This window comes from Streptacidiphilus alkalitolerans, assembly GCF_042511045.1.
Lineage (GTDB): Bacteria > Actinomycetota > Actinomycetes > Streptomycetales > Streptomycetaceae > Streptacidiphilus > Streptacidiphilus alkalitolerans.
Genome location: NZ_JBHEZX010000005.1, coordinates 399,751 through 420,931 on the forward strand (window position 1 = coordinate 399,751; position 21,181 = coordinate 420,931).

A 21,181-nucleotide genomic window follows, 5' to 3' on the forward strand; every position below is an offset into this window, starting at 1 on the left:
ATGGCGATCGTGCTGCCGTCCCTGGGGAGCGCGGCCCGAGTGCTGGGCTGCGCCACCGATTACAACGTGCTGGTGACCACAAAGACCGGCCGCACCAATCTCGGAGAGCTGCCGCACTCGCAGATCCAGTGGGGACGCGTCCAGGACGACACCTCGCAGGCCACCATCACGGTCCCCACCTCGGGGTCGCAGGAGTGCTGCGACCTGCTGTCGCGGATGCGGACGTGGGGCTGCGAGCTGCACCTGTACCGGGACGGGGAAGAGGTGTGGTCGGGGCCGCTGGTGACCGGCACGCACGCCTCGGCCGGCGCGGTCCTGGTGGCGCGGGACGTCCTGGCCTGGTCCGACAAACGCGGGAACCGTACCGCGGTCGACTACTCCACAGCGGCTGACGATCTCGCCGAGATCGGCCGCGCGGCGATCCTCGCGGGCTTCCCCCTCGATGACCCGAACATCTTGAAGTACCTGGTGGTGCGGGAGACCGGGATCAGTGGGCAGCGGTCCTATGCGGCGATGGGCCAGTACGTCGGTGACATCCTGCGGGACCTGGCCGGCAGCGGCCTGGACGTCACGGTGCTGGGCCGCAGCATCATCCTGTCCGGCGAGGGCAGCCTCGGCACCACCGCGCGCCTGACCGAGGAGCATTTCCTGGTGGAGCTGCAGGTGGTCGAGGACGGACTGTCCGCGGCGACCAACGCCACGGTAATCGGGCAGGGCGTGGTCGGCACCGGCGGCACGGCGGGCCCGTACGGGCAGCTCGACTACATCGTCAGCGAGTCCAACATCCTCGACCAGCCCTCGGCCGACGCGGCGGCGGCGCTGCTCGCTGCTGAGGGCTGGCCAACCCCGCTGTACGTTACCGTCCCCGACGGTGCCCGGCTGGCTCCGGATGCCCCGGTGACGATCTCGGACCTGGTGCCTGGGGTCTACATCCCGACCACCGTGGCCAACACCTGCCGACCCGTCAGTACGACGATGCGCCTGACCAAACTGGACGTCACGCACACCTCGGACGCGGGGGAGTCGGTGGCCATCACGACCGTGCCGACGGCGACCGAGGGCCTCGGAGGAGACTCATGATCCGTAAGAGCGGGCCGGTCACGGCACCGGCACTGCTGCGCGCCATCGTGGACCGGGTCAGCCGCCTCGAGCAGCGCCGCACCGCGGTCATCGGCGGGGTGTGGGTCCTGGACGTCGACACCGCCACCGGCAACCTGATCGCGACCAACACAACCACGGGCACCGTGCAGGTCCTGGCCACTCCCTGACGCGGCCCACCACCCGGTACTCTGGCCCCATAGCTGCTGGTTACGGACCGGGCTCCCTCTACGGATGGAGACCCGATGGCCAGCAGGTGCGGATGTGGATCGGCGCAGTGCTCGTGCGCCGTCATCTCTGGTGACGGCATCCTGGTGTCCGGGGTCGGCTCAGCCGGGAACCCGTACATCATCAGCGCCACTGGGGCCGCCCTGGGAGTCACCGACACTCCGAGCCTGGACCTGACCCTGACCGGCGCTGGTGTGCCGGGGAACCCGTGGGCGCTGTCGGGCAAGATCACCCCCTCAACGACTGCGGGCAACCTCCTCACGCTGGACGGCGCCGGCGTCCTGGTGTCATCCACCGCGGTCCGCAACGCGGTGGGCGCGACGGTGGGCAACGGGGTGGCGTACGTCATCGGCACCGGCAGCCTGGTCGCGAAGCTGAGCACCGACTCGGGCAATGTCCTCACCTTCGGCACCGACGGGGGCTTGCTCTCCCCCGCGTCCACCACGGTGGTCGCGGCCCCGCTGCACCTGTCCAACTCCAGTGGCAACACCCTGCTGGACGGCCAGGTCGGCGGCGACACCAACCCCCGGATCACGCTGGTGGCGGACGGCCCGCTGCGCTGGTCGGACGGAGCCCACGTCTGGGACACGAACCTCTACCGGGCCGGCACCAGCATCCTGCGCACGGACGGCTCCCTGATCGCGGCCGGCGGGTTCACCGCCGAGACGAGCTACATCACGTCGGCCGTCACGGGGACTTACGGCACCACGGACCGGCGCTGGTCAATCGGCCCGGACAGCACCGCGGAGGGGGGCGCCAACGTCGGCAGCCTGTTCCAGATCACGCGGTACACCGACGCCGGGGTGGCGATCGATACTCCGTTCCAGATCGAGCGGGCGACCGGCCGGGTGTACATCGGCGGCCTGGCCGGTACCTCCGGATCCGGGCTGACGGTGCAGCGAAATGCCACCGGCCCCGCGATCGTCCTGCTCAACACCACTGCCTCGGGGCAGGGTCTGATGGCCACGATGCAGGGCACGGCCAGCACGGTCCTGTCGGCGCAGGTCACCGGTGACACCACGGCGCGCTACCGCTTCGGCGTCGCCGGGGATATGGAGTGGGGCGGCGGCGCCGCTGTCCGGGACCTGTTCGCCGCACGCACCGCCGCCGGGGTGCTCACCCTCACCGGGGCGCTCGTGGTCACCGCTGGGCTCGCCGTGACAGCGGGGGTCGGCTCGCGCAAAACCTACGTCAAGCCGCTGCCGGACACCTCTCGGGCATCAACTGTCGCCCTGGTGGCTGATCCCTACTTCACCGGCATGGCGCTCGAGGCCAACGCGACCTACACGATCGAGGGGTATCTGCAGTATGCCGGCGCACCCACTGGCACCGGCGACCTGAAGATGGACTTCACCGGGCCGTCGGGCTTCGCCATGACGTTCTCCTCCGGTGCGGTCGTCGCCAGTGCCCCGGCGACGTCCTACGAGGCGTCGGCGACGACTATTCCAGCGTCGCGCGTCATCGGCACCAACGGGTCCGTGGACATGGTCGCGCACCTGTCCGGCTACCTCACCACCTCGGCCACCTCCGGGTCACTGGCGCTGCGATGGGGCCAGGGCACATCCATCGCCACCGCAACGCTTCTGCGCGCAGGCAGCTGGCTGCGCCTGGAACGCGTCTTGTAACCCCCTGGATTTGTTCACCACTAGGCAGGAGACAACTATGACGACCCCGACGCCCGACCAGCAGGTTACCGACGGCCAGGAGGTCAACGACCCCACCCAGGACACGGCTGGCAACCCGGACGTGGACCAGATGGACCCCTACGCCGTCACCATCCCGCCGCCGCCGGAGGACGACTCGGAGGATGCGACCGCGGCGGACACCACCGACGATCCCCCCGCGCCTGCGACCGCGCCCGCAGATGAGCCGGTGGACCCCGTCGCCGCGGCCCAGGCCGTCATCGCGGCGTACGAGCAGGAGCGGGTCCAGGCGTGCGCGCAGGACATCGAGGCTGTGCTCGCCAAGTACGGCATGCGCCTCGAGGTCCTCCCGGCTCAGATCACCCTCGCGCCTGTGGACAAGAGCTGACGTGGCCACGGTCTGCGTAGGTGAAGAGTTCGTAGTCGACAATGACGGTCGGCTGCGCATCAACGTGGCCAACGGTTCCACCCACGAGCCGGTCGTCCAGTCGTGGCTCTACAGCGCGGCCGACCCTACGGCGTCCACCAACGCGATCCGCTTTGATCCCGTACTGGGCCTGTGGGTTGACCCGCCTTCGCACGCGACCACGGTTTCGGCTCTCGGAACCACGACGGCCGGCGCCGGTGCGGTGCCGTCGGTGGCGAGCAGCATTGCGAGCCCGGCGGTGGTGGCGTCCAATCCGTCGGCGACGCGGTGGGCCGAGGTCGTGCAGCTGCTTGCGGTGGACGTGTATTGGTCGCTCCCGGCTGGGGCCTCGGCGTCGATCAACTGCATCTGCGAGGGCGATGAGTGGCTGCGCGCGGTGAACCCTGCGCCGGCCGCAGGCACGGCCATGTCGGGGTGCCACAGCGAATACCAGAAGATCATCGTCGGCATCTCGCTGGCGCCCGGCGAGACCCGAACGATCACCCGCGATCTGTCGATCAAGGGCGGCGGAGGTGCAACATGGAGTCAGGCGACGTGGAACAACAAGCTGCTGATCGTGACGCAGTGACAGTGACCGACGCGGCGGATGCCCCCACGACGGGTGTCCTGACGCAGTACTGGCAGATGCCGGACGGGTCGGTGACGATGCAGACCGCGTCCCCGCCGTCGGCGATGGTCGCCCCGCAGGGTGGCACCGAGATCGACGCCGACACTGCCACCCAGCTGCTGAGCCAGCTCGCCGAGGCGGCCCGGCTGTCCGACGTGGCGATGGCCTCCACCCAGACCGCGCAGGCGAAGGACGACTACGACGTCCTGATCGGGCTCGGTATGCCGGACGCGACCGCGCGGCGCCTGAGCCAGTACACAGGTGGCGACTCATGAGCGCGCTGACAGTCGTACTGGACATCGCCTGGTCGCGGCCCAGCACCGCCGCGATCAAGGCTGTAGTGGTCCGAGACAGCGAGGGTCTGGCCCATCACCCGGTGGGCGTGGTCAGGTACTTCTCCAAGGACGACACCAAGGATTTGCACGCCAGCGAGGTGCCCGCGTACCGGGCGGCCGGCGTGCTGCTAGCCACGGTGTACGAGACGACCGCGGGCCGGGCCACGGCCGGGTACGCGGCCGGGGTGGCGGACGCCCACGATGCCGAGGCCCAGCGCAAGCAGGCCGGGCTCGGCGCGGACCATGTCCACCACTTCGCCGTGGACAAGGACGTGCCCTGGTCCGCGGTGGAGGGCTACTTCAAGGGCCTCATCTCGGTCCTCGGCGTGGCCAGGACCGGCACCTACGGGAGCTTCCGGATCATCGAGGGTGCGTACGGCCTCGGTATCCGGTACCTGTGGCAGACCCTCGCGTGGTCCGGCGGCAAGGTGTCCCGGCACGCCACCCTCTACCAGTCCGGCGGCACCGTCCTCAGCGGCGATGCCGACATCAACCATGCGCTGGCGCCCGACTGGGGCCAGTACCCACGACCCACGGAGGAAGACATGGCGACACCGCAGGAGATCGCCCAGGCGGTTTGGGATCACGCTGAGACCAACCGGGCCACGGGGAAGCCGGTCCGCATGGGGACCGTCCTGGCGTGGGCCGACTTCGAGCGCCAGCAGACGGTCAGTGCGTTCACCGCGCAGATCGGCGCTCTGTCGGCCACGGTCAGCGCCCTGGCCAAGGCCGTCGGCGCAGCTGGTGGACTGACCGCGGAGCAGATCACGGCCGCTGCCGAGGCCGGTGCGACCGCGGCCCTGGACCGGCTCGGCAGTGCGCTCGAGGCCCCGGCGCCGACCAGCGCCTCGACCGCGCCGAGCGCGTGATGTTGGCCGCGGCGGCGCGGGCCGCCCACCAGCGGCTCGGCGGTCGCGGCTACGCGCTCCTGGGCGCGGGGTCCGCCTACGTGATGTACGGCGTGGGGATCATCCAGGACCACCGCCCGGCGGTCAACAAGGCGGCTGTCGTCCTCACCCACGCCTTTCCGCTGACCTACTGGGGGGTGCTGTGGATCGTGTGCGGGGGCGTCGCCCTGATCTGCGCGCCTCGCCGTGCCGGCCACGACGTCGCCGGGTTCGGCCTGGCTGCGCTGCCGCCTGGGCTGTGGGCTGCGGCGTACGTCATCGCGTCGGTCACCGGCCGGTACCCGCGGGCCTGGACCGGGGCGCCCGCGTGGCTGCTCATCCCCGAACTGCTGGCCGTGGTGGCGGTGCTGTCGACTCAGCTGCTCACGGCTCGGCGGCGTGTCGCCGATCTGGAGGCGCGCATAACGCAGATCCCGGGGGGCGTGCATGGATGATGCTGTGGCGATGGTGGCTGCCGGGCTGATCGGCGCCGTGGCGTCCGTGACCGTAGCCATGATCAGCAAGCCGGACGACGTCCATGTCGACCACGACCTGACGACGATTGCGGGCCTGGCTGCGGCACTGACGGAGACGCGCACTGAGGTGTCGCGTCTCCGGGATCGCCAGACCGCGGGCGAGGAACATGCGCGTCTGCAGGACCGGATCATCGCCGCGTTCCGTCGGCGCTCGGGTGTCCTCGAGGACGCCATGCGGGCGGCCGGCGTCCCGATCCCTCCCCCTGACCCGGCCGACGCTGCGCTGATCAGCGGCAGCGCGTGAGAGGACCGACGTGACTACCTGGCCCCCGAGTTGGCCAACCGTGCAGGTGCGGGCGGACTACACCGTGGCGTCCCCGGACGGCGACGTGCCGGTGGGAACGGTGCGGTGCGAGACGGTGCCGGCCCGGATCCCCTCGGCTGAGTACGGTGTGATCACGGTCGGCCAGCTGAACGTGGACCTGGTCGACGGACAGTTGGCCGTCCACCTCGCGGCTACGCCCGACGACGGGTCGTGGGTCTGGAAACTCACGCAGGTGATCAGCGGGACGACCACGGTATCGATCATCAGCATCCCCGCTTCCGAGCCGGTGGTGGATCTGCTGGCGGTGGAGTACCCGGGGGTGCCGCCGCTGCCGTACACGGTCATCACCGGGCCCAGCGTGCCAGGGACGAAGGGCGACCCGGGGCACACGCCGCAGCGGTACACCGGTGACGATCCGCCGACCGTGCTGCACGAGGACGGAGACGACTACCTCCGCACCAACGGCGACTACTACCTGCAGGCAGCCGGCGCCTGGACGGGCCCTCTCCTCAACCTGCGCGGACCCAAGGGGGACAAGGGCGATTCAGGGGGCGGCGGCGGGGGCGGTACGACGATCCTGTGGGCGGACGCGTGGATCGCCTCGGAGATCGTCACCCTGCCGGACTCGCCTTCGGCCTGGGTGCCGGTGCGCACGTCGGGCGGGACGCTGATCGGGTGCTCGATCGCGGGCTCGACTGCCGGGTCGATGGCCCGGCTCGGCATGACGATCATGCGGACCGCCAACTGCAGCTTCCTCGACATCGGGATCCTGGATCCGAACGACCCGAACAACATCCTCGCGTTCTGTGGCAGCCGCGGACCGGTGGCGCTCGAGGAGGGCAATCCCGGGGCGTACCCGCTGCAGTCCAGCTACCCATCGATCTTCGGTCCGCAGCCGATGGTGGTCGATCCCAGCTGGCTCGACGGCTCAGGGAACCTGACGGTCGCGGTGGTGTGCAAGGGCGCCAACGCGGACGGCAGCCGGAAGGTCTACGCCCACCCCGGCTATCCGGCGACGGTGACCATGGAGGTCAAGCTCGCGGCCTGACTGTCCCGTCCGGGTGGCAGGTTGGCGATCTCGCCACGGTGATCTCATTGGTGCCCGTAGGCTGCCGGGCTATCGCTGGCCGTGCGGCCGGCAGGACCTGGGGGGTCTGATGGCAGTGCGGTTGAGCGGCGGAGTGGGGCCGGTGGGTGTGTCTGTGCCGGTGGTCCCACGGTGGGGCGGTGGCTGTGTGATGCTGCCGTTCTGGCTGATGTGGTGGATGACGGTGTGGTTCATCTGGTGGCCGATGCGGTTGCTGTTCTGGGACCTGCCGCGGTGGGCGTTCACGAGGAACCGGCGACAGCCGCCGGCGCAGCACCCGCGCTGACGCACTGGGTTACCCAGAGTTCACCCGGCTTTGCTCCCGCGCTGGATCGCGGCGGCCTACCCTGCAGGTACAGGACGACCTCGCAGGGAAGGCCAACCTCATGACGCACGTATCCATCGGTGAACGGATCCGCATGCTGCGGAAGGTTCGCCACCTCACTGTCCGCCAGCTGGCTGCTGCTGCCCGGATCTCGCCGTCCTCGCTGGAGAAGTACGAGAGCGGCGACCGCAACGTGGTCCCCAGTGTGCTGACCGCGCTCGCCTCGGCGCTCTCCGTGGGCCCCGAGGTTCTGACCGGGCAGCCCTACTACAACTCCGCCGAGGCGGACGAGCGGATCCAGGCGACCATTCCGGACCTGCGCCGGGTGCTGGCGACGTACGACTCCCCGGATGCCCTGCCGTCGGCGCCGCGCCCGCTTGAGGTCCTGGCTGCGGAGACAGAGCGCGTCAGCCTGATGCGGCAGAACGCCCGCTACGCCTCGATGGGCAGCTTGCTCCCGGGGCTGCTGACCGAGCTGACGCACACCGCGCTCGATGGCCGGGGCGAGCAGCAACAGCGGGCGTACTGGTGGCTGGCCCGCGGGTACCGGGCGGCGAACAGCCTTGCCCACAAGCTCGGGCACCACGACCTGAGCAACACCGCGCTCGAACGGTTCCGGTGGGCAGCCGACCGATCCGGTGACCAGAACATGCAGGTCACCGCCGGATACCTGCGGGCTGGCGCGCTCGTGCGGCTCGGCGCGTTCGACTCTGCGCGCCGGGTGCTCGAGGGCCTGGTCGGCGAGATCGACCGGTTCGCCCCGGAGGGCAGCCTCACGGACGCGCAGATCGCGCTGCGCGGCGCGGTGCTCCTCAAACTCGCGATGGTCGAGGCCCGTGATGGCGGGGCCCGGACGGGTGACCTGCTCGATGAGGCGGACCTGATTGCGGCGCTGAACGGCGGCCGGGACACCGACCTCTACGAGATGGCGTTCGGTCCGACGAACGTCCGGATCCACCGGATCGCGGCGCTCATCGATGAAGGCGACGCCGAGCAGGCGCTCGCCCGGCTCACGGAGTGGGGCGCGGACCAGGATCAGAGCGAGTGGGTGCTGCCCGGGGACATCGCGGCCGAGCGGTCCTCGCACCACCACATTGACGTGGCCGGCGCGAAGCTGGCGCAGGCCGACGCCGCGGGCGCCTTCGCGTCGCTGCAGGTTGCTCGTAGTCTGGCGCCGGTGCATGTCCGGTTCCATCCGACAGTGCGGCAGACGACGGCGGCGCTGGTGCGGGCGGACCGCACGGGCAGCGAGGAACTCGCATCGTTCGCTCGCTGGGCTGGGGTCCAGTCTTGACGTCCCGTCAAGGGATTCGCTAGAAAATCATCCACACATTTTGTGGGTAAACGCACACTACTCAAGCGGCACGATCACCTCACAGTCAGTCACCATGACCGCGAGGGGATCGTGCCGTGCTCGTAGACCAGGCAACATCATCAGCTGCAGAGTGGCTCGCCGAGACCGTCGCCGACCCCGAACGCGTGCTCGCCTGGTGGCACGACGACGCCGAGCACATCGCCACGCTCCCCGCCGGCATCAAGTTCGACGCCATCCGGATCCCGCTGGAGCGCGCCGAGCGCGTGATGGGTGCCCTCGCCGAGGCCCGCGCACCACACTGCCCGCTCTACCTCGACCGGATCAACGGCCACGCCTACGTCCTCGTGGCACCGGGCACCGCGGCGACGTGGAATGTGCCGGGCACCTACGCCCTGGGCACCGCGACGTGGCTGTGGGTGCCGGACCCCGCGTCCGTCGGCGGGGACGGCATCTCGTGGGTCTGGCCACCGGACGGCAGCGGGCAACTCTGCCCTGCCGAGCAGCTCGCTCAGGCTCTGGTCGCAGCATGAGCGCGAAGACGGCACGGCTTTGCTCCTACTGCCACCAGCCGAGCGGCGGCGTCATGGCCCGCGTGCGGCCAGGGGATCCCACCTCCGCTCGCGTGGCGGTCGGCCACGAGGACTGCTACCGACGGCATATGGCGGTCCTGCCGACCGAGACCGCCGGACGTGCGTCGTGATCGGCCTCGGGGTTGAAGAGCCAACCGGCACCGCTCCTGGGTCCTGCCGGCGCTGCGGACGCTGGTCGGAGACCGCCCGGATCGTCGCCGAGATCCATTCCGACTCCGGCGCCGGCCCGACCATCGTGGAATGTGCCACGCCGTGCCAGCCGCCCAGGGCGCGGCGTCCGGAGGACGCCCCCCGGACGTGGTCCCTGTGACTCCCGCCCGGTCGCTGCGGAAGACCAGCGGCCGGGCGGGCACCATCGGCGTGCGGCAGGGTAGTGCACGCTGCGCTGCCGCGCTCGCTGGGGAACGAATATGTTTGCTATCCCTGGCGTCTCATGGCGCGGTCGCGGCTGGCTCGCCACCCTCGTGGGTGTGCGGATCCAGCCCGGCCAGGCTGCGCCAGTCGTCGGCGAACAGCCAGCTCAGCGGCACCCGGAGCCCTTGGGCCAGGCGTGCGTAGTAGCTGATGGCGGGGTCGCCGTCACCCGCCTCGATCCGCTGAACCTGCCGCGCGGTGATGCCGGCCTGCTCGGCCAGGTGCTCTTGCCCAAGATCGCGCCACTCTCGCACACTGGCGACGATACGGCCGACGCGCAGGAGCTCCTGCTCCGCGAAGGGGCCGATTGGATCTTTAGGCACACAGCCACGCTGGTGTCTGCCCGCGCGCTTGACCACGACAGGCCTGTCGTGCGCGTAGGCCATCGGGTGGAACTTCCCGCCTGACCCATTGACCGCGCCTCTCGGGGTGCCCTCAGCGCCCGGTGTGACGCTCATCCACCGTGGCGACCGCCCCGGGGCCACTACCGGCCCCGGGGCGCGTTCATGCCCCCGTGTAGACGGCTGTAGATATCAAGGTGCCCCCGCCACAGCGAGTGGCGGGGGCACATGTTCCGGCTCGCTCTGCCCTCCAGAGCAGGCGGCCGGGCACGAACAGGTTGCTCATCAGGGAGATCGTCGCTGTCTCTCCCACCCACCAGGCAGGTTAGCGGACCGTACGCCCACAGATAAAGGGTGTAGACCGCACCCGTTGGAGGGAAGATCGATGACTAATACCGGACTCTCAAGATCCAACCATGTAGAAAACCCGGCCCCCTCGAAAGGGGACCGGGTCTCTGACCTGCTAACTAACTGCTGTGCGCCTACCAGGACTTGAACCTGGGGCCTCTTCCTTATCAGGGAAGCGCTCTAACCGTCTGAGCTATAGGCGCCCGCTGCTGCGTTGCGTTGAAAGATTAGCGCACCGACGCGGATCTGCCCAAATCCGTTCCCGGCGGCAGGGTCCCGGAGGTGCGGAAACACCGTCCGGGACGCCTGCGCCCGGAGACTAGTCCTCTTCGGCGAGGGTCAGCTCGACGCCGCCGGTCATCCCGGCGGCGGTGTTGTAGATGAACGAGCCCAGCGTCGCCAGGGCCGTCAGCAGCACCACGTCGATCACCGCGATCAGCGCGGTGAAGGTCATCACATTGCCGAAGGAGAGGTACGACTGGAGGTCGAACCCGCCGTTCTGGTCGGTCCCGGTGGCCTGCTTCAGCGTGCCGCCGACCGAGCTGAACACCTGCGCGGTGTCCAGCACCATCCACAGCAGCGCCACGCCGACCACGGTCACCACGCCCAGCGCGATGGACAGCAGGAAGCTGATCTTCATCACCGACCAGGGGTCGGTACGGGCCACCCGCAGCCGGGCCCGCCGGGTCCGCCCGGACGGCGGAGCCGCAGGACCGGCCGCCGGGGCGGCGGCGGGGCCGGAACGGCCGGTCCGGCCGGCTGCGGCGGCAGGGCCCGCCACGCCCGCCACCGGGGCGGCGGCCACCGGGGCAGCCGCCGTCGGCGGCACCTGGGTGCCGCGGGCCGGCGTCGGCTGGCCCTTCTGGTACGTCGTCGGCTTGGAGTAGCCGGGCCGCTCCGGCGGCACCGCCGGAGCGTGCGCCGGCGGCGCCGGGGCGGCCTGGACCGCCTGCTGCGTCGCCTGCTGGCCCTGCGCCCCGCCCTGGCGGCGGCGCGGGGCCCCGCCCACCGCGGGCGCCCTCGGCGGCGTCCCCCCGGACGACGCCGCCTGGACGGTCGGCATCATCGAGGTGGTACCCGCCGCTTCCCGGCCCGCGGCCGGCGCGGGCCCGAATCCGGGGACCCGGTCGGCCGGACCGACGCCCGCCCCACCCTGGGGCACGCTCGGCCCCGGGCCTCCGCGCTTCGCGGCGCCGCTCCCGGCACCGCCGTTCGCGCCCGTGGCTCCACTCACCCTGGTCCTCCCGCAGTTCCCCACCAGGACCGGTCGGCCCTGGTCAGTATCCAAATGTCAGCTGTCTGCCAGCTGTGCTCGAACGACGCGACATACCGCATACCGCCGGCCCCGCCGCAGCCGACCGGGCCCCGGCAACTGCCAGGGCCCGACCGTACGCCACGCGCCGACGCTTCACACACCGGTGTCCGGGGATCAGTCGGACGCGCCGTCCGGCTGCTCCCCGTCCCCATTGTCGACTGCCTCGGGCCCGGCCGCCGGGAACTCCGCGTCGGCCGCACCCTCGCCGTTCTCGTTCTCGTCGAGCTCGTCCTCACCGGCACCCTCGGCGTTGCGGGCGATGCCGACGACGGCGTCCCGCTTACCCAGGTTGATCAGTTGGACGCCCATGGTGTCACGACTGGTTTCACGAACGCCCGAAACCCTTGTGCGAATCACGCCACCGCCCAGGGTAATCGCCAGGATTTCGTCCGTTTCCTCCACAACCAGGGCACCGACCAGGATGCCCCGGTTCTCGACGATCTTCGCTGCCTTGATCCCCAGTCCGCCGCGGCCCTGAACGCGGTACTCGTCCACCTTCGTCCGCTTGGCGTAACCGCCGTCGGTCGCGGTGAACACGTAGGTGCCCGGGCGGATGACGTTCATCGAGAGCAGTTCGTCGTCCTCGCGGAAACTCATGCCCTTCACACCCGAGGTGGCCCGGCTCATCGGCCGCAGCGCCTCGTCCGTCGGGGTGAACCGGATCGCCTGGGCCTTCTTGCTGACCAGCAGCAGGTCGTCCTCGGCCGAGACCAGCGCGGCGCCGATCAGCTCGTCGTCCCGGCCCTCCTCGTCGGTGCGCAGGTTGATCGCGATCAGACCGCCGGAGCGCGGCGAGTCGTAGTCCTTCAGCGGGGTCTTCTTCACCAGGCCCTCGCGGGTGGCCAGGATCAGGTACGGGGCCGCCTCGTAGGTCCGCACCGCCATCACCTGGGCGATGTGCTCGCCCGGCTGGAACGCCAGCAGGTTGGCCACGTGCTGGCCGCGGGCGTCGCGGCCTGCGTCCGGCAGCTCGTAGCCCTTGGCCCGGTAGACCCGGCCCTTGTTGGTGAAGAACAGGATCCAGTTGTGCGTGGTGGTGACGAAGAAGTGGTCGACGATGTCGTCCTGCTTCAGCTGCGCCCCGCGCACCCCCTTGCCGCCGCGCTTCTGCGAGCGGTAGAGGTCGCTGCGGGTGCGCTTGACGTACCCGCCGCGGGTGATGGTGACGACGATGTCCTCTTCGGCGATGAGGTCCTCGACCGACATGTCCCCCTCGTAGGGGATCAGCGTGCTGCGGCGGTCGTCGCCGTACTTCTCCACGATGATCGCCAGCTCCTCGGCGATGATCGCGCGCTGCCGGTCCGGGGAGGCCAGGATCGCGTTGTACTCGTTGATCTTGACCATGAGCTCGTTGTACTCGGTCGTGATCTTCTGGTGCTCCAGCGCGGCCAGCCGGCGCAGCTGCATCTCCAGGATCGCGTTGGCCTGGATCTCGTCGATCTGGAGCAGCGCCATCAGGCCCGTGCGCGACTCCTCCACCGTGCTGGAGCGCCGGATCGTGGCGATGACCTCGTCGATCGCGTCCAGCGCCTTGAGCAGGCCGCGCAGGATGTGGGCCCGCTCCTCGGCCTTGCGCAGCCGGAAGGTGGTGCGCCGGACGATCACGTCGACCTGGTGGTTCACCCAGTGCCGGATGAAGGCGTCGACCGCCAGGGTGCGCGGCACCCCGTCGACCAGGGCCAGCATGTTGGCGCCGAAGTTGGTCTGCAGGTCGGTGTGCTTGTAGAGGTTGTTCAGCACCACCTTGGCGACCGCGTCGCGCTTGAGCACGACCACCAGCCGCTGGCCGGTCCTGGACGAGGACTCGTCGCGGACGTCGGCGATGCCGCCCACCCGGCCGTCCTTGACCAGGTCGGCGATCTTCAGCGCCAGGTTGTCCGGGTTCACCTGGTACGGCAGCTCGGTGATCACCAGGCACTGCCGGCCCTGGATCTCCTCGACCTCGACCACCGCGCGCATGGTGATCGAGCCGCGGCCGGTCCGGTAGGCGTCCTCGATGCCGCGGCGGCCGACGATCAGCGCGCCGGTCGGGAAGTCCGGGCCCTTGATCCGCTCGATCAGGGCCTCCAGCAGCTCCTCGTTGGAGGCGGCCGGGTTGTTCAGGTACCAGAGCGCGCCGGAGGCGACCTCGCGCAGGTTGTGCGGCGGGATGTTGGTGGCCATCCCGACCGCGATCCCGGTGGCGCCGTTGACCAGCAGGTTCGGGAAGCGGGCCGGCAGGACGTCCGGCTCCTGCGAGCGGCCGTCGTAGTTGGCGGAGAAGTCGACGGTCTCCTCGTCGATGTCCCGCATCATCTCCATGGCCAGCGGCATCATCTTGCACTCGGTGTAGCGCATGGCCGCCGCCGGGTCGTTGCCCGGTGAGCCGAAGTTGCCGTTGCCGTCCACCAGCGGCATCCGCAGCGACCAGGGCTGCGCCAGCCGCACCACGGTGTCGTAGATCGAGGTGTCGCCGTGCGGGTGGTAGTTGCCCATCACGTCGCCGACGACGCGGGCGCACTTGTAGTAGCCCTTCTCGGGCCGGTAGCCGCCGTCGTACATGGCGTAGAGCACCCGGCGGTGCACGGGCTTGAGCCCGTCGCGGACCTCGGGCAGGGCCCGGCTCACGATCACGCTCATCGCGTAGTCGAGGTAGGAGCGCTGCATCTCGCTCTCGAGCTCGACCTGCTCGATCCGGAGGTTGGACTCCGGCAGCGCTGTGGGCTCGGGCTCGGTGCCGTCCGCCCCGGTGGGGTTGTCGTCGTCGACCACTGCTGGTCAGTTTCCTCTCGTGCGTGCTGCCAAGGACGGTCGGAACGGTCTGAGGGACCGTCAGACGTCCAGGAAGCGGACGTCCTTGGCGTTGCGCTGGATGAAGGAGCGGCGGGCCTCGACGTCCTCGCCCATCAGGATGGAGAACAGGTCGTCCGCGCGGGCCGCGTCCTCCAGGGTGACCTGGCCGAGCAGGCGGTGGTCCTGGTCCATGGTGGTGATCCGGAGCTCCTCCGCGTTCATCTCGCCGAGGCCCTTGAAGCGCTGGATCGCGTCGTCCTTGGGGAGCTTGCGCCCGGCCGCCCGGCCGGCCGCGATGACCGCGTCCCGCTCCGGGTCGGAGTAGACGTACTGGACGTCGTCGCGGCCCCACTTGATCTTGTAGAGCGGCGGGCGGGCCAGGAAGACGTAGCCGCCCTCGATCAGCGGCCGCATGAAGCGGAACAGCAGGGTGAGCAGCAGGGTGTTGATGTGGTGGCCGTCGACGTCGGCGTCGGCCATCAGCACGATCTTGTGATACCGCAGCTTGGAGACGTCGAAGTCGTCGTGGACGCCGGTGCCGAAGGCCGAGATCAGCGCCTGCACCTCGGCGTTCTGCAGGACCTTGTCGATCCTGGCCTTCTCCACGTTCAGGATCTTGCCGCGGATCGGCAGGATCGCCTGCACCCGCGGGTTGCGGCCCTGCTTGGCCGAGCCGCCGGCCGAGTCGCCCTCGACGATGAAGATCTCGCACTCGGAGGGGTCCTTGGACTGGCAGTCCGAGAGCTTGCCGGGCAGCGAGGCGGTCTCCAGCAGGCCCTTGCGACGGGTCAGGTCGCGCACCTTGCGGGCCGCCACCCGGGCGGTCGCGGCGGTGATGGACTTGCGGATGATGTCCCCGGCCTCGGTCGGGTTGCGGTCCAGCCAGTCGTTCAGGTGCTCGTGGACCACCTTCTGGACGAAGGTCTTGGCCTCGGTGTTGCCCAGCTTGGTCTTGGTCTGGCCCTCGAACTGCGGCTCGCCCAGCTTGACGCTGATGATCGCGGTCAGGCCCTCGCGGATGTCCTCGCCGGTGAGGTTCTCGTCCTTCTCGCGAAGGAACTTCTTCTCCCGCGCGTAGCGGTTGACCAGGCCGGTCAGCGCCGCGCGGAAGCCCTCCTCGTGGGTGCCGCCCTCATGGGTGTGGATGGTGTTGGCGAAGGAGTACACCCCCTCGCTGTACGCGGTGTTCCACTGCATCGCGACCTCGGCCGAGATGGTCCGCCCCTTGTCCTCGGCCTCGAAGCTGATGACTGTGGGGTGGATCACATCCCCCTTGCGGGAGTTGAGGTACGTCACGAAGTCGGAGATGCCGCCTTCGTAGTGGTACGTCACCGTGAACGGATGGCCGTCGTCGTCCACGTGGTCCGGACGCTCGTCGGTCAGCGCGATGGTCAGGCCCTTGTTCAGGAAGGCCATCTCCTGGAAGCGCCGCGACAGGGTGTCGAAGGAGTACTCGGTGGTCTCGAAGATGTCGCCGTCGGCCCAGAAGGTCACCGAGGTGCCGGTCTCGTCGGTCTGCTCGTGCTGCTCCAGCTCGGCCGTGGGCGCGCCCAGCTTGTAGTCCTGGGTCCAGCGGTAGCCGTCGGTGCGGATCTCCACCGCGAGGCGCTGGGACAGCGCGTTGACCACGGAGACGCCGACGCCGTGCAGACCGCCGGAGACCGAGTAGCCGCCGCCGCCGAACTTGCCGCCGGCGTGCAGCACCGTGAGCACCACCTCGACGGCGGGCTTGCCCTGGCCCGGGACGATGCCCACCGGGATGCCGCGGCCGTTGTCGGTGACCCGCACCGCGCCGTCCTCCAGGATGGTCACCCCGATGGTGTCGGCGTGCCCGGCCAGAGCCTCGTCGACGGCGTTGTCCACCACCTCGTAGACCAGGTGGTGCAGCCCGCGCTCACCGGTCGAGCCGATGTACATGCCCGGACGCTTACGGACGGCGTCCAGGCCCTCCAGGACGGTGATGGCGCTGGCGTCGTACGAGGAGTTGTTCTCCGAGAGCGAGCTGGTCACCGGGGAGAGCTCATCGGCGTCCCCCGGCACCGGATCGGCGGCGCCCGCTGCGGCAGCAGCCTCGGCCTCGGCGGACAGGGAGTTCTCGGGGGTCTGGCTGGGGTCGCCGGAATCGGCCACGAAGCGCCCTTTCTGGCACAGCTCGGGCAGCTTCCGTACCCCGTGGGTGGGACCGGAGCGGCCTCGGTACTCGACTCAGTCACCGCAAGCGGCGGTTTCACGTTCCAGTCTACCGGTAGGACCGACACTCATGGGCCTTTGGCGACCCCTGGCTTCCCCCGTGCCGCACGAAATCCGGGTCGGATGTGTCCCACCACACGCACGGGGGGCGAGATGGGCTCACATGGGCCCTCAGCCGATCCGGCCGGTGACGCCGCGGTCACCTCAGAGTCACCCCCAGGTGTCTCCCGGCCCCTTGCTTCCCGGGGCTCTCAGCCGGCCGTACGACCGGGCCGGGCCGACCGGGCCCTGCACCTTGATCAACCGCACCGTGCCGTGGCCCAGCTCCTGGTTCAGCTTCCCGACCAGCTGCGGGGCGAGCAGCCTGATCTGGGTCGCCCAGGCGGTCGAGCTGCAGCGGACCGAGAGCACCCGGTCCTCCTCGTCGTAGTGCTCGGGCTCGCAGTGCGCGGCCAGGTCCCGGCCGACGATCTGCGGCCAGCGGCCCATCACCCCGCCCACCGCCGCCGGGGCCTCCCAGCCCCGCTCGGACACCAGCCGGCTGATCGCGGCGCCCAGCGGCTGGGGGTCGCGCCCGTCGGCGCGCGCGCCGGAGCGCAGTCCGGTGCGCCGGGACTCCTTCTTCTGCCGCACGCCGTCGCCGCGCAGCCGGGCCTGCTCCTTGGCGTTGCGCAGGGCGACCCGGGCCAGGTCCACCCCGGACAGCTCCGGCTCGTCCGCGGGTCCCGGTGCTTCGGTCGAATCGCTCACAGCAGCCTCACTCTTCCCGGTTCGGGAAGGCAAGCCTACGAGGCCCCAGGGACATCAGGAGCGTTCAGGCGATTCTGCTGACCTCACCGCTCGCCACCGAGTAGCGGGTCCCGGCCAGCGCCTCCGGCACGTCCTCCGGCACCGCCGCGGTGACCAGCACCTGCTCGCCGTTCGCCACCAGCTCGGCCAGCCGCTCCCGGCGCCGGGTGTCCAGCTCGGCGAAGACGTCGTCCAGGATCAGCACCGGCTCGCCGCCGTCCGCCCGCAGCAGCTCGTAGGAGGCCAGCCGCAGCCCCAGCGCGTACGACCAGGACTCGCCGTGGCTGGCGTAGCCCTTCGCCGGGAGCTCGCCCAACTGCAGGCCGAGCTCGTCCCGGTGCGGGCCGACCAGGGTCACCCCGCGCTCGATCTCCTGCCTCCGGGCCGCGCCCAGCGCCCCCAGCAGCGCCGCGTACAGCGGCTCCCGGCCGCCGGTCAGCGGGACGCCCTCGCCCATCGAGCTGCGGTACTCCAGCACGGTCGGACCGCCGCCAGGGGCCAGCTCCTCGTAGGCGGCGCGGACCAGCGGCTGCAGCGCGCCGACCAGGTCGATCCGGCAGGCCAGCAGCTCGGCCCCGGCCCGGGCCAGGTGGTCGTCCCAGACGTCCAGCGTGGACAGCTCCACCCGGCCGCTGGAACGGCGGGCCATGGCCGCCGACTTCAGCAGCGCGTTGCGCTGCTTCAGCACCCGCTCGTAGTCCTGCCGGACCCCGGCAAGCCGCGGCGCCCGGGCCACCAGCAGCTCGTCCAGGAAGCGGCGGCGCTCGCCCGGATCGCCCTTCACCAGGGCCAGGTCCTCGGGCGCGAACAGCACCGTGCGCAGCAGGCCGAGTACGTCCCGCGGGCGGACGTTGTCGGAGCGGTTGATCCTGGCCCGGTTGGCCCGGCCCGGGTTCAGCTCCAGCTCGACCAGGGTCGGCCGCTGGTCCCTGACCACGCTGACCCGGATCACCGCGCGCTCGGCGCCCAGCCGCACCAGCGGGGCGTCCCCGGCCACCCGGTGGCTGGCCAGGGTGGCGGCGTAACCCACCGCCTCGACCAGGTTGGTCTTGCCCTGGCCGTTCGGCCCGGTGAACGCGGTGACGCCCGGGTCGAGTGGAACCTCGGCCCGGGCGTAGGAGCGGAAGTCGGCCAGCGACAGATGCGCGACGTGCATGCTCTGGTTCTCGCCGGCCTTCTTCTCGTCAGTTGTACTCGTCAGTTGCCGTACAGGGACCGGGAGTTACTTGTTCTCGACCGCGTGGCCGCCGAACTGGTTGCGCAGCGCGGCGATCATCTTCATCTGCGGGGAGTCGTCCTGCCGCGAGGCGAAGCGGGCGAACAGCGACGCGGTGATCGCGGGCAGCGGCACCGCGTGGTCGATCGCCGCCTCGACGGTCCAGCGGCCCTCGCCGGAGTCCTGCGCGAAGCCCTTGAGCTTGTCCAGGTGCTCGTCGGAGTCCAGCGCGTTGACGGCCAGGTCCAGCAGCCAGGAGCGGATCACGGTGCCCTCCTGCCAGCTGCGGAAGACCTCGCGCACATCGGTGACCGAGTCCACCGCCTCCAGCAGCTCCCAGCCCTCGGCGTAGGCCTGCATCATGGCGTACTCGATGCCGTTGTGGACCATCTTGGCGAAGTGGCCCGCGCCGACCTTGCCGGCGTGCACCGAGCCGAACTCGCCCTCGGGCTTCAGCGCGTCGAAGATCGGCTGGACCTTGGCGATGTCCTCGTCCTTGCCGCCGTACATCAGGGCGTAGCCGTTCTGCAGGCCCCAGACGCCGCCGGAGACACCGCAGTCGACGAAGCCGATGCCCTTGGCCGCCAGCTCGGTGCCGTGCTTCTCGTCGTCCGTCCAGCGGGAGTTGCCGCCGTCGACGACCACGTCGCCCGGCTCCAGCAGCTCGGCCAGCTCGTCCACGGTGGCCTGGGTCGGAGCGCCGGCCGGGACCATCACCCAGACCACGCGGGGCGCGGCGAGCCCGGCGACCAGGTCCTTCAGGCTGGAGACGTCAGCGAGGTCGGGATTGCGGTCGTAGCCGACCACGGTGTGGCCCGCGCGGCGGATGCGCTCGCGCATGTTGCCGCCCATTTTGCCGAGACCGATGAGTCCGAGCTCCATCACGAGTCCTTCGTTTTGAGGTGACTGCACAGCGCGCGGCGCCCTTGCCGCCAGGCAGAACCCTACGCCCGGTGGCGCGTACCCACCGGGCGCAGGACCCATCCGCGTGACCTCAGCCGGACAACCGCACCGGCATGATCAAGTACTTGTAGCTCTCGTCGGCCTCCGCGTCGACCGCGTGCTTGCCGCTGAGCAGGGCCGGCTTGGTCGAGGTGGTGAAGCTCAGCTGGGCGACCGCGGAGTCGATCGCGGAGAGCCCGTCCAGCAGGTAGGCCGGGTTGAAGGCGATCGAGATGTCGTCGCCCTCCAGGTCGGCGTCCACCCGCTCGACGGCCTGGGCGTCGTCGCCGGAGCCCGCCTCCAGGGTGAGCACGCCCTGCTCGAAGCTCAGCCGGACCGGGGTGTTCCGCTCGGCCACCAGCGAGACGCGCTTGACCGCCTCCACGAAGGCCGGGGTCTGGATCGTCGCCACCGAGTTGAACTCGGTCGGGAACAGCGCCCGGAACTTGGGGAACTCGCCCTCCAGCAGCCGGGTGGTGGTGCGCCGTCCGGCGCCCTCGAAGCCGATCAGGCCCTCGCCCTTGCCGCTGCCCGCCAGGGCGATGCTGACGACGTCTCCGGCGCTGAGGGACTTGGCGGTGTCCAGCAGCGTCTTGGCGGGCACCAGGGCCACCGCGGAGAGGCCCTCCTGCTCCGGCTTCCACATCAGGTCGCGGACGGCGAAGCGGTAGCGGTCGGTGGCGGCCAGGGTGACCCGGTCCCCCTCGATCTCGACCCGGACCCCGGTCAGCACCGGCAGGGTGTCGTCGCGGCCGGCGGCGGTGGCCACCTGGGCCACGGCGGCGGCGAAGGCCTCGCCCGGAACGGTGCCGGAGACGGTCGGCATCTGCGGCAGCGCCGGGTACTCGTCCACAGGCAGTGTGGGGAGGGTGAACCGCGAGCTGCCGCAGAGCACCACCACCCGCACGCCGTCGGTGGAGATCTCCACCGGGCGGTTGGGCAGCGACCGGGAGATGTCGGCCAGCAGCCGCCCGGAGACCAGGACCGTGCCGGCCTCCTCGACGTCCGCCTCGGTCTCCACCCGGGCGGAGACCTCGTAGTCGAAGCCGGAAAGGCTCAGCTTGCCCTCGTCGGCCGCCAGCAGCAGCCCGGCCAGCACCGGCACCGGAGGCCGTGCCGGGAGGCTGCGCGCGGCCCAGGCCACGGCCTCCGCGAGGACGTCACGCTCGACCCGGAACTTCACCGGTAACCGCCTCCTGTGTACTGCTCGTCTCGACAGCTGGTGTCGCTGGTACCGGGTCTCGGTTTGAGCCCGTCCCCAGGGTGGGGACCATCCCGGTGGGAGTCGCGCTCGCCTCGGCGGCCACCGCTGCTCCCTGTTGCTGGAGAACAGTCTGACGCACTCCACCGACAGGCGAGGCAGATGGGGTGAAGACGGCTCGAACCCGTGTCGGGTTGCCGTCATCCACAGATCTTGGCCACCACCTGCTTTTCGATCATCCCCGTGCTCTATAGGTGGGTAGTAGTAGTAGGGGTTGTGGATACCGTGGATAACCCCATTTTCCCCTGGT

The 21,181-nt window shown here is 70.3% G+C and carries 20 protein-coding genes and 1 tRNA gene; 12 read left to right on the plus strand and 9 right to left on the minus strand.

The features are described from left to right. The 12 genes from ACEZDG_RS14165 to ACEZDG_RS14220 all read left to right on the plus strand — a co-directional run bounded on the left by ACEZDG_RS14165 (position 1) and on the right by ACEZDG_RS14220 (position 9,283). Positions 1–1,080, plus strand: coding sequence for a hypothetical protein (locus ACEZDG_RS14165; protein ID WP_380508010.1), 1,080 nt, complete (start codon positions 1–3; stop codon positions 1,078–1,080). After that, positions 1,077–1,268, plus strand: coding sequence for a hypothetical protein (locus tag ACEZDG_RS14170; RefSeq protein ID WP_380508013.1), 192 nt, complete (start codon positions 1,077–1,079; stop codon positions 1,266–1,268). The genes ACEZDG_RS14165 and ACEZDG_RS14170 overlap by 4 nt, the downstream gene beginning before the upstream one ends. A gap of 75 nt (positions 1,269–1,343) precedes the next feature. After that, on the plus strand, positions 1,344–2,951 hold the full coding sequence (locus ACEZDG_RS14175) for a hypothetical protein (RefSeq protein ID WP_380508016.1): 1,608 nt from the start codon (positions 1,344–1,346) through the stop codon (positions 2,949–2,951). Between the two features lie 37 nt (positions 2,952–2,988). Beyond that, positions 2,989–3,357, plus strand: coding sequence for a hypothetical protein (locus tag ACEZDG_RS14180; protein ID WP_380508018.1), 369 nt, complete (start codon positions 2,989–2,991; stop codon positions 3,355–3,357). A 1-nt stretch (position 3,358) separates the two neighbouring features. Then, complete coding sequence (locus ACEZDG_RS14185) at positions 3,359–3,964, plus strand: hypothetical protein (protein ID WP_380508021.1); 606 nt, start codon at positions 3,359–3,361, stop codon at positions 3,962–3,964. Next, positions 3,961–4,278: a hypothetical protein gene (locus ACEZDG_RS14190; RefSeq protein ID WP_380508025.1), complete on the plus strand. Its 318-nt coding sequence runs from the start codon at positions 3,961–3,963 to the stop codon at positions 4,276–4,278. Before ACEZDG_RS14185 ends, ACEZDG_RS14190 begins: the two co-directional genes overlap by 4 nt. Further along, entirely contained in the window at positions 4,275–5,207 is a 933-nt protein-coding gene (locus ACEZDG_RS14195) for a glycoside hydrolase domain-containing protein (protein WP_380508028.1), read from the plus strand. Before ACEZDG_RS14190 ends, ACEZDG_RS14195 begins: the two co-directional genes overlap by 4 nt. After that, the gene (locus ACEZDG_RS14200; RefSeq protein WP_380508031.1) at positions 5,207–5,680 is read left to right on the plus strand and encodes a hypothetical protein; all 474 of its coding nucleotides are present in this window, start codon (positions 5,207–5,209) and stop codon (positions 5,678–5,680) included. The genes ACEZDG_RS14195 and ACEZDG_RS14200 overlap by 1 nt, the downstream gene beginning before the upstream one ends. Further along, positions 5,673–6,005: a hypothetical protein gene (locus ACEZDG_RS14205; RefSeq protein WP_380508034.1), complete on the plus strand. Its 333-nt coding sequence runs from the start codon at positions 5,673–5,675 to the stop codon at positions 6,003–6,005. Before ACEZDG_RS14200 ends, ACEZDG_RS14205 begins: the two co-directional genes overlap by 8 nt. Positions 6,006–6,015: 10 nt before the next feature. After that, on the plus strand, positions 6,016–7,074 hold the full coding sequence (locus ACEZDG_RS14210; RefSeq protein ID WP_380508037.1) for a hypothetical protein: 1,059 nt from the start codon (positions 6,016–6,018) through the stop codon (positions 7,072–7,074). Positions 7,075–7,499: 425 nt separating this feature from the next. Next, positions 7,500–8,732 carry a helix-turn-helix domain-containing protein gene (locus tag ACEZDG_RS14215; protein WP_380508040.1) on the plus strand — a complete coding sequence of 411 codons (1,233 nt, stop codon included), beginning with the start codon at positions 7,500–7,502 and terminating at the stop codon, positions 8,730–8,732. A 116-nt stretch (positions 8,733–8,848) separates the two neighbouring features. Then, the gene (locus tag ACEZDG_RS14220) at positions 8,849–9,283 is read left to right on the plus strand and encodes a hypothetical protein (RefSeq protein ID WP_380508043.1); all 435 of its coding nucleotides are present in this window, start codon (positions 8,849–8,851) and stop codon (positions 9,281–9,283) included. 491 nt (positions 9,284–9,774) lie between these two features. Here ACEZDG_RS14220 and ACEZDG_RS14225 read toward each other — a convergent pair whose 3' ends face one another. The 9 genes from ACEZDG_RS14225 to dnaN all read right to left on the minus strand — a co-directional run bounded on the left by ACEZDG_RS14225 (position 9,775) and on the right by dnaN (position 20,853). Further along, positions 9,775–10,080, minus strand: coding sequence for a helix-turn-helix domain-containing protein (locus tag ACEZDG_RS14225; protein ID WP_380508046.1), 306 nt, complete (start codon positions 10,078–10,080; stop codon positions 9,775–9,777). Positions 10,081–10,575: 495 nt separating this feature from the next. Further along, positions 10,576–10,649, minus strand: a tRNA-Ile gene (locus tag ACEZDG_RS14230). Between the two features lie 116 nt (positions 10,650–10,765). After that, positions 10,766–11,680 carry a DUF3566 domain-containing protein gene (locus ACEZDG_RS14235; protein WP_380508049.1) on the minus strand — a complete coding sequence of 305 codons (915 nt, stop codon included), beginning with the start codon at positions 11,678–11,680 and terminating at the stop codon, positions 10,766–10,768. Positions 11,681–11,875: 195 nt separating this feature from the next. Beyond that, positions 11,876–14,455 carry a DNA gyrase subunit A gene (gyrA, locus tag ACEZDG_RS14240; RefSeq protein ID WP_380508542.1) on the minus strand — a complete coding sequence of 860 codons (2,580 nt, stop codon included), beginning with the start codon at positions 14,453–14,455 and terminating at the stop codon, positions 11,876–11,878. Positions 14,456–14,572: 117 nt separating this feature from the next. Then, positions 14,573–16,573, minus strand: a complete 2,001-nt coding sequence (gene gyrB, locus ACEZDG_RS14245) for a DNA topoisomerase (ATP-hydrolyzing) subunit B (RefSeq protein ID WP_380508545.1) — start codon at positions 16,571–16,573, stop codon at positions 14,573–14,575. Between the two features lie 360 nt (positions 16,574–16,933). Next, a complete protein-coding gene (locus ACEZDG_RS14250; protein WP_380508052.1) occupies positions 16,934–17,473 on the minus strand; it encodes a DUF721 domain-containing protein in 540 nt (179 codons plus the stop codon). Between the two features lie 64 nt (positions 17,474–17,537). Then, on the minus strand, positions 17,538–18,668 hold the full coding sequence (gene recF, locus ACEZDG_RS14255; protein ID WP_380508055.1) for a DNA replication/repair protein RecF: 1,131 nt from the start codon (positions 18,666–18,668) through the stop codon (positions 17,538–17,540). 66 nt (positions 18,669–18,734) lie between these two features. Beyond that, positions 18,735–19,610 carry a phosphogluconate dehydrogenase (NAD(+)-dependent, decarboxylating) gene (gnd, locus tag ACEZDG_RS14260; protein WP_380508058.1) on the minus strand — a complete coding sequence of 292 codons (876 nt, stop codon included), beginning with the start codon at positions 19,608–19,610 and terminating at the stop codon, positions 18,735–18,737. A gap of 112 nt (positions 19,611–19,722) precedes the next feature. Beyond that, positions 19,723–20,853 (minus strand): DNA polymerase III subunit beta, encoded by a 1,131-nt coding sequence (gene dnaN / locus ACEZDG_RS14265; RefSeq protein ID WP_380508061.1) that lies wholly within the window; start codon positions 20,851–20,853, stop codon positions 19,723–19,725. Positions 20,854–21,181: the final 328 nt, after the last annotated feature.

What these genes read in the sequence shown, in the direction of transcription:
- ACEZDG_RS14170 (WP_380508013.1), top strand. Translation starts at nt 1,077, where the DNA reads ATGATCCGTAAGAGCGGGCCGGTCACGGCACCGGCACTGCTGCGCGCC.
- ACEZDG_RS14205 (WP_380508034.1), top strand. Translation starts at nt 5,673, where the DNA reads ATGGATGATGCTGTGGCGATGGTGGCTGCCGGGCTGATCGGCGCCGTG.
- ACEZDG_RS14175 (WP_380508016.1), top strand. Translation starts at nt 1,344, where the DNA reads ATGGCCAGCAGGTGCGGATGTGGATCGGCGCAGTGCTCGTGCGCCGTC.
- ACEZDG_RS14200 (WP_380508031.1), top strand. Translation starts at nt 5,207, where the DNA reads ATGTTGGCCGCGGCGGCGCGGGCCGCCCACCAGCGGCTCGGCGGTCGC.
- ACEZDG_RS14180 (WP_380508018.1), top strand. Translation starts at nt 2,989, where the DNA reads ATGACGACCCCGACGCCCGACCAGCAGGTTACCGACGGCCAGGAGGTC.
- recF (WP_380508055.1), bottom strand. Translation starts at nt 18,668, where the DNA reads ATGCACGTCGCGCATCTGTCGCTGGCCGACTTCCGCTCCTACGCCCGG.
- ACEZDG_RS14195 (WP_380508028.1), top strand. Translation starts at nt 4,275, where the DNA reads ATGAGCGCGCTGACAGTCGTACTGGACATCGCCTGGTCGCGGCCCAGC.
- ACEZDG_RS14215 (WP_380508040.1), top strand. Translation starts at nt 7,500, where the DNA reads ATGACGCACGTATCCATCGGTGAACGGATCCGCATGCTGCGGAAGGTT.
- gnd (WP_380508058.1), bottom strand. Translation starts at nt 19,610, where the DNA reads ATGGAGCTCGGACTCATCGGTCTCGGCAAAATGGGCGGCAACATGCGC.
- ACEZDG_RS14165 (WP_380508010.1), top strand. Translation starts at nt 1, where the DNA reads ATGGCGATCGTGCTGCCGTCCCTGGGGAGCGCGGCCCGAGTGCTGGGC.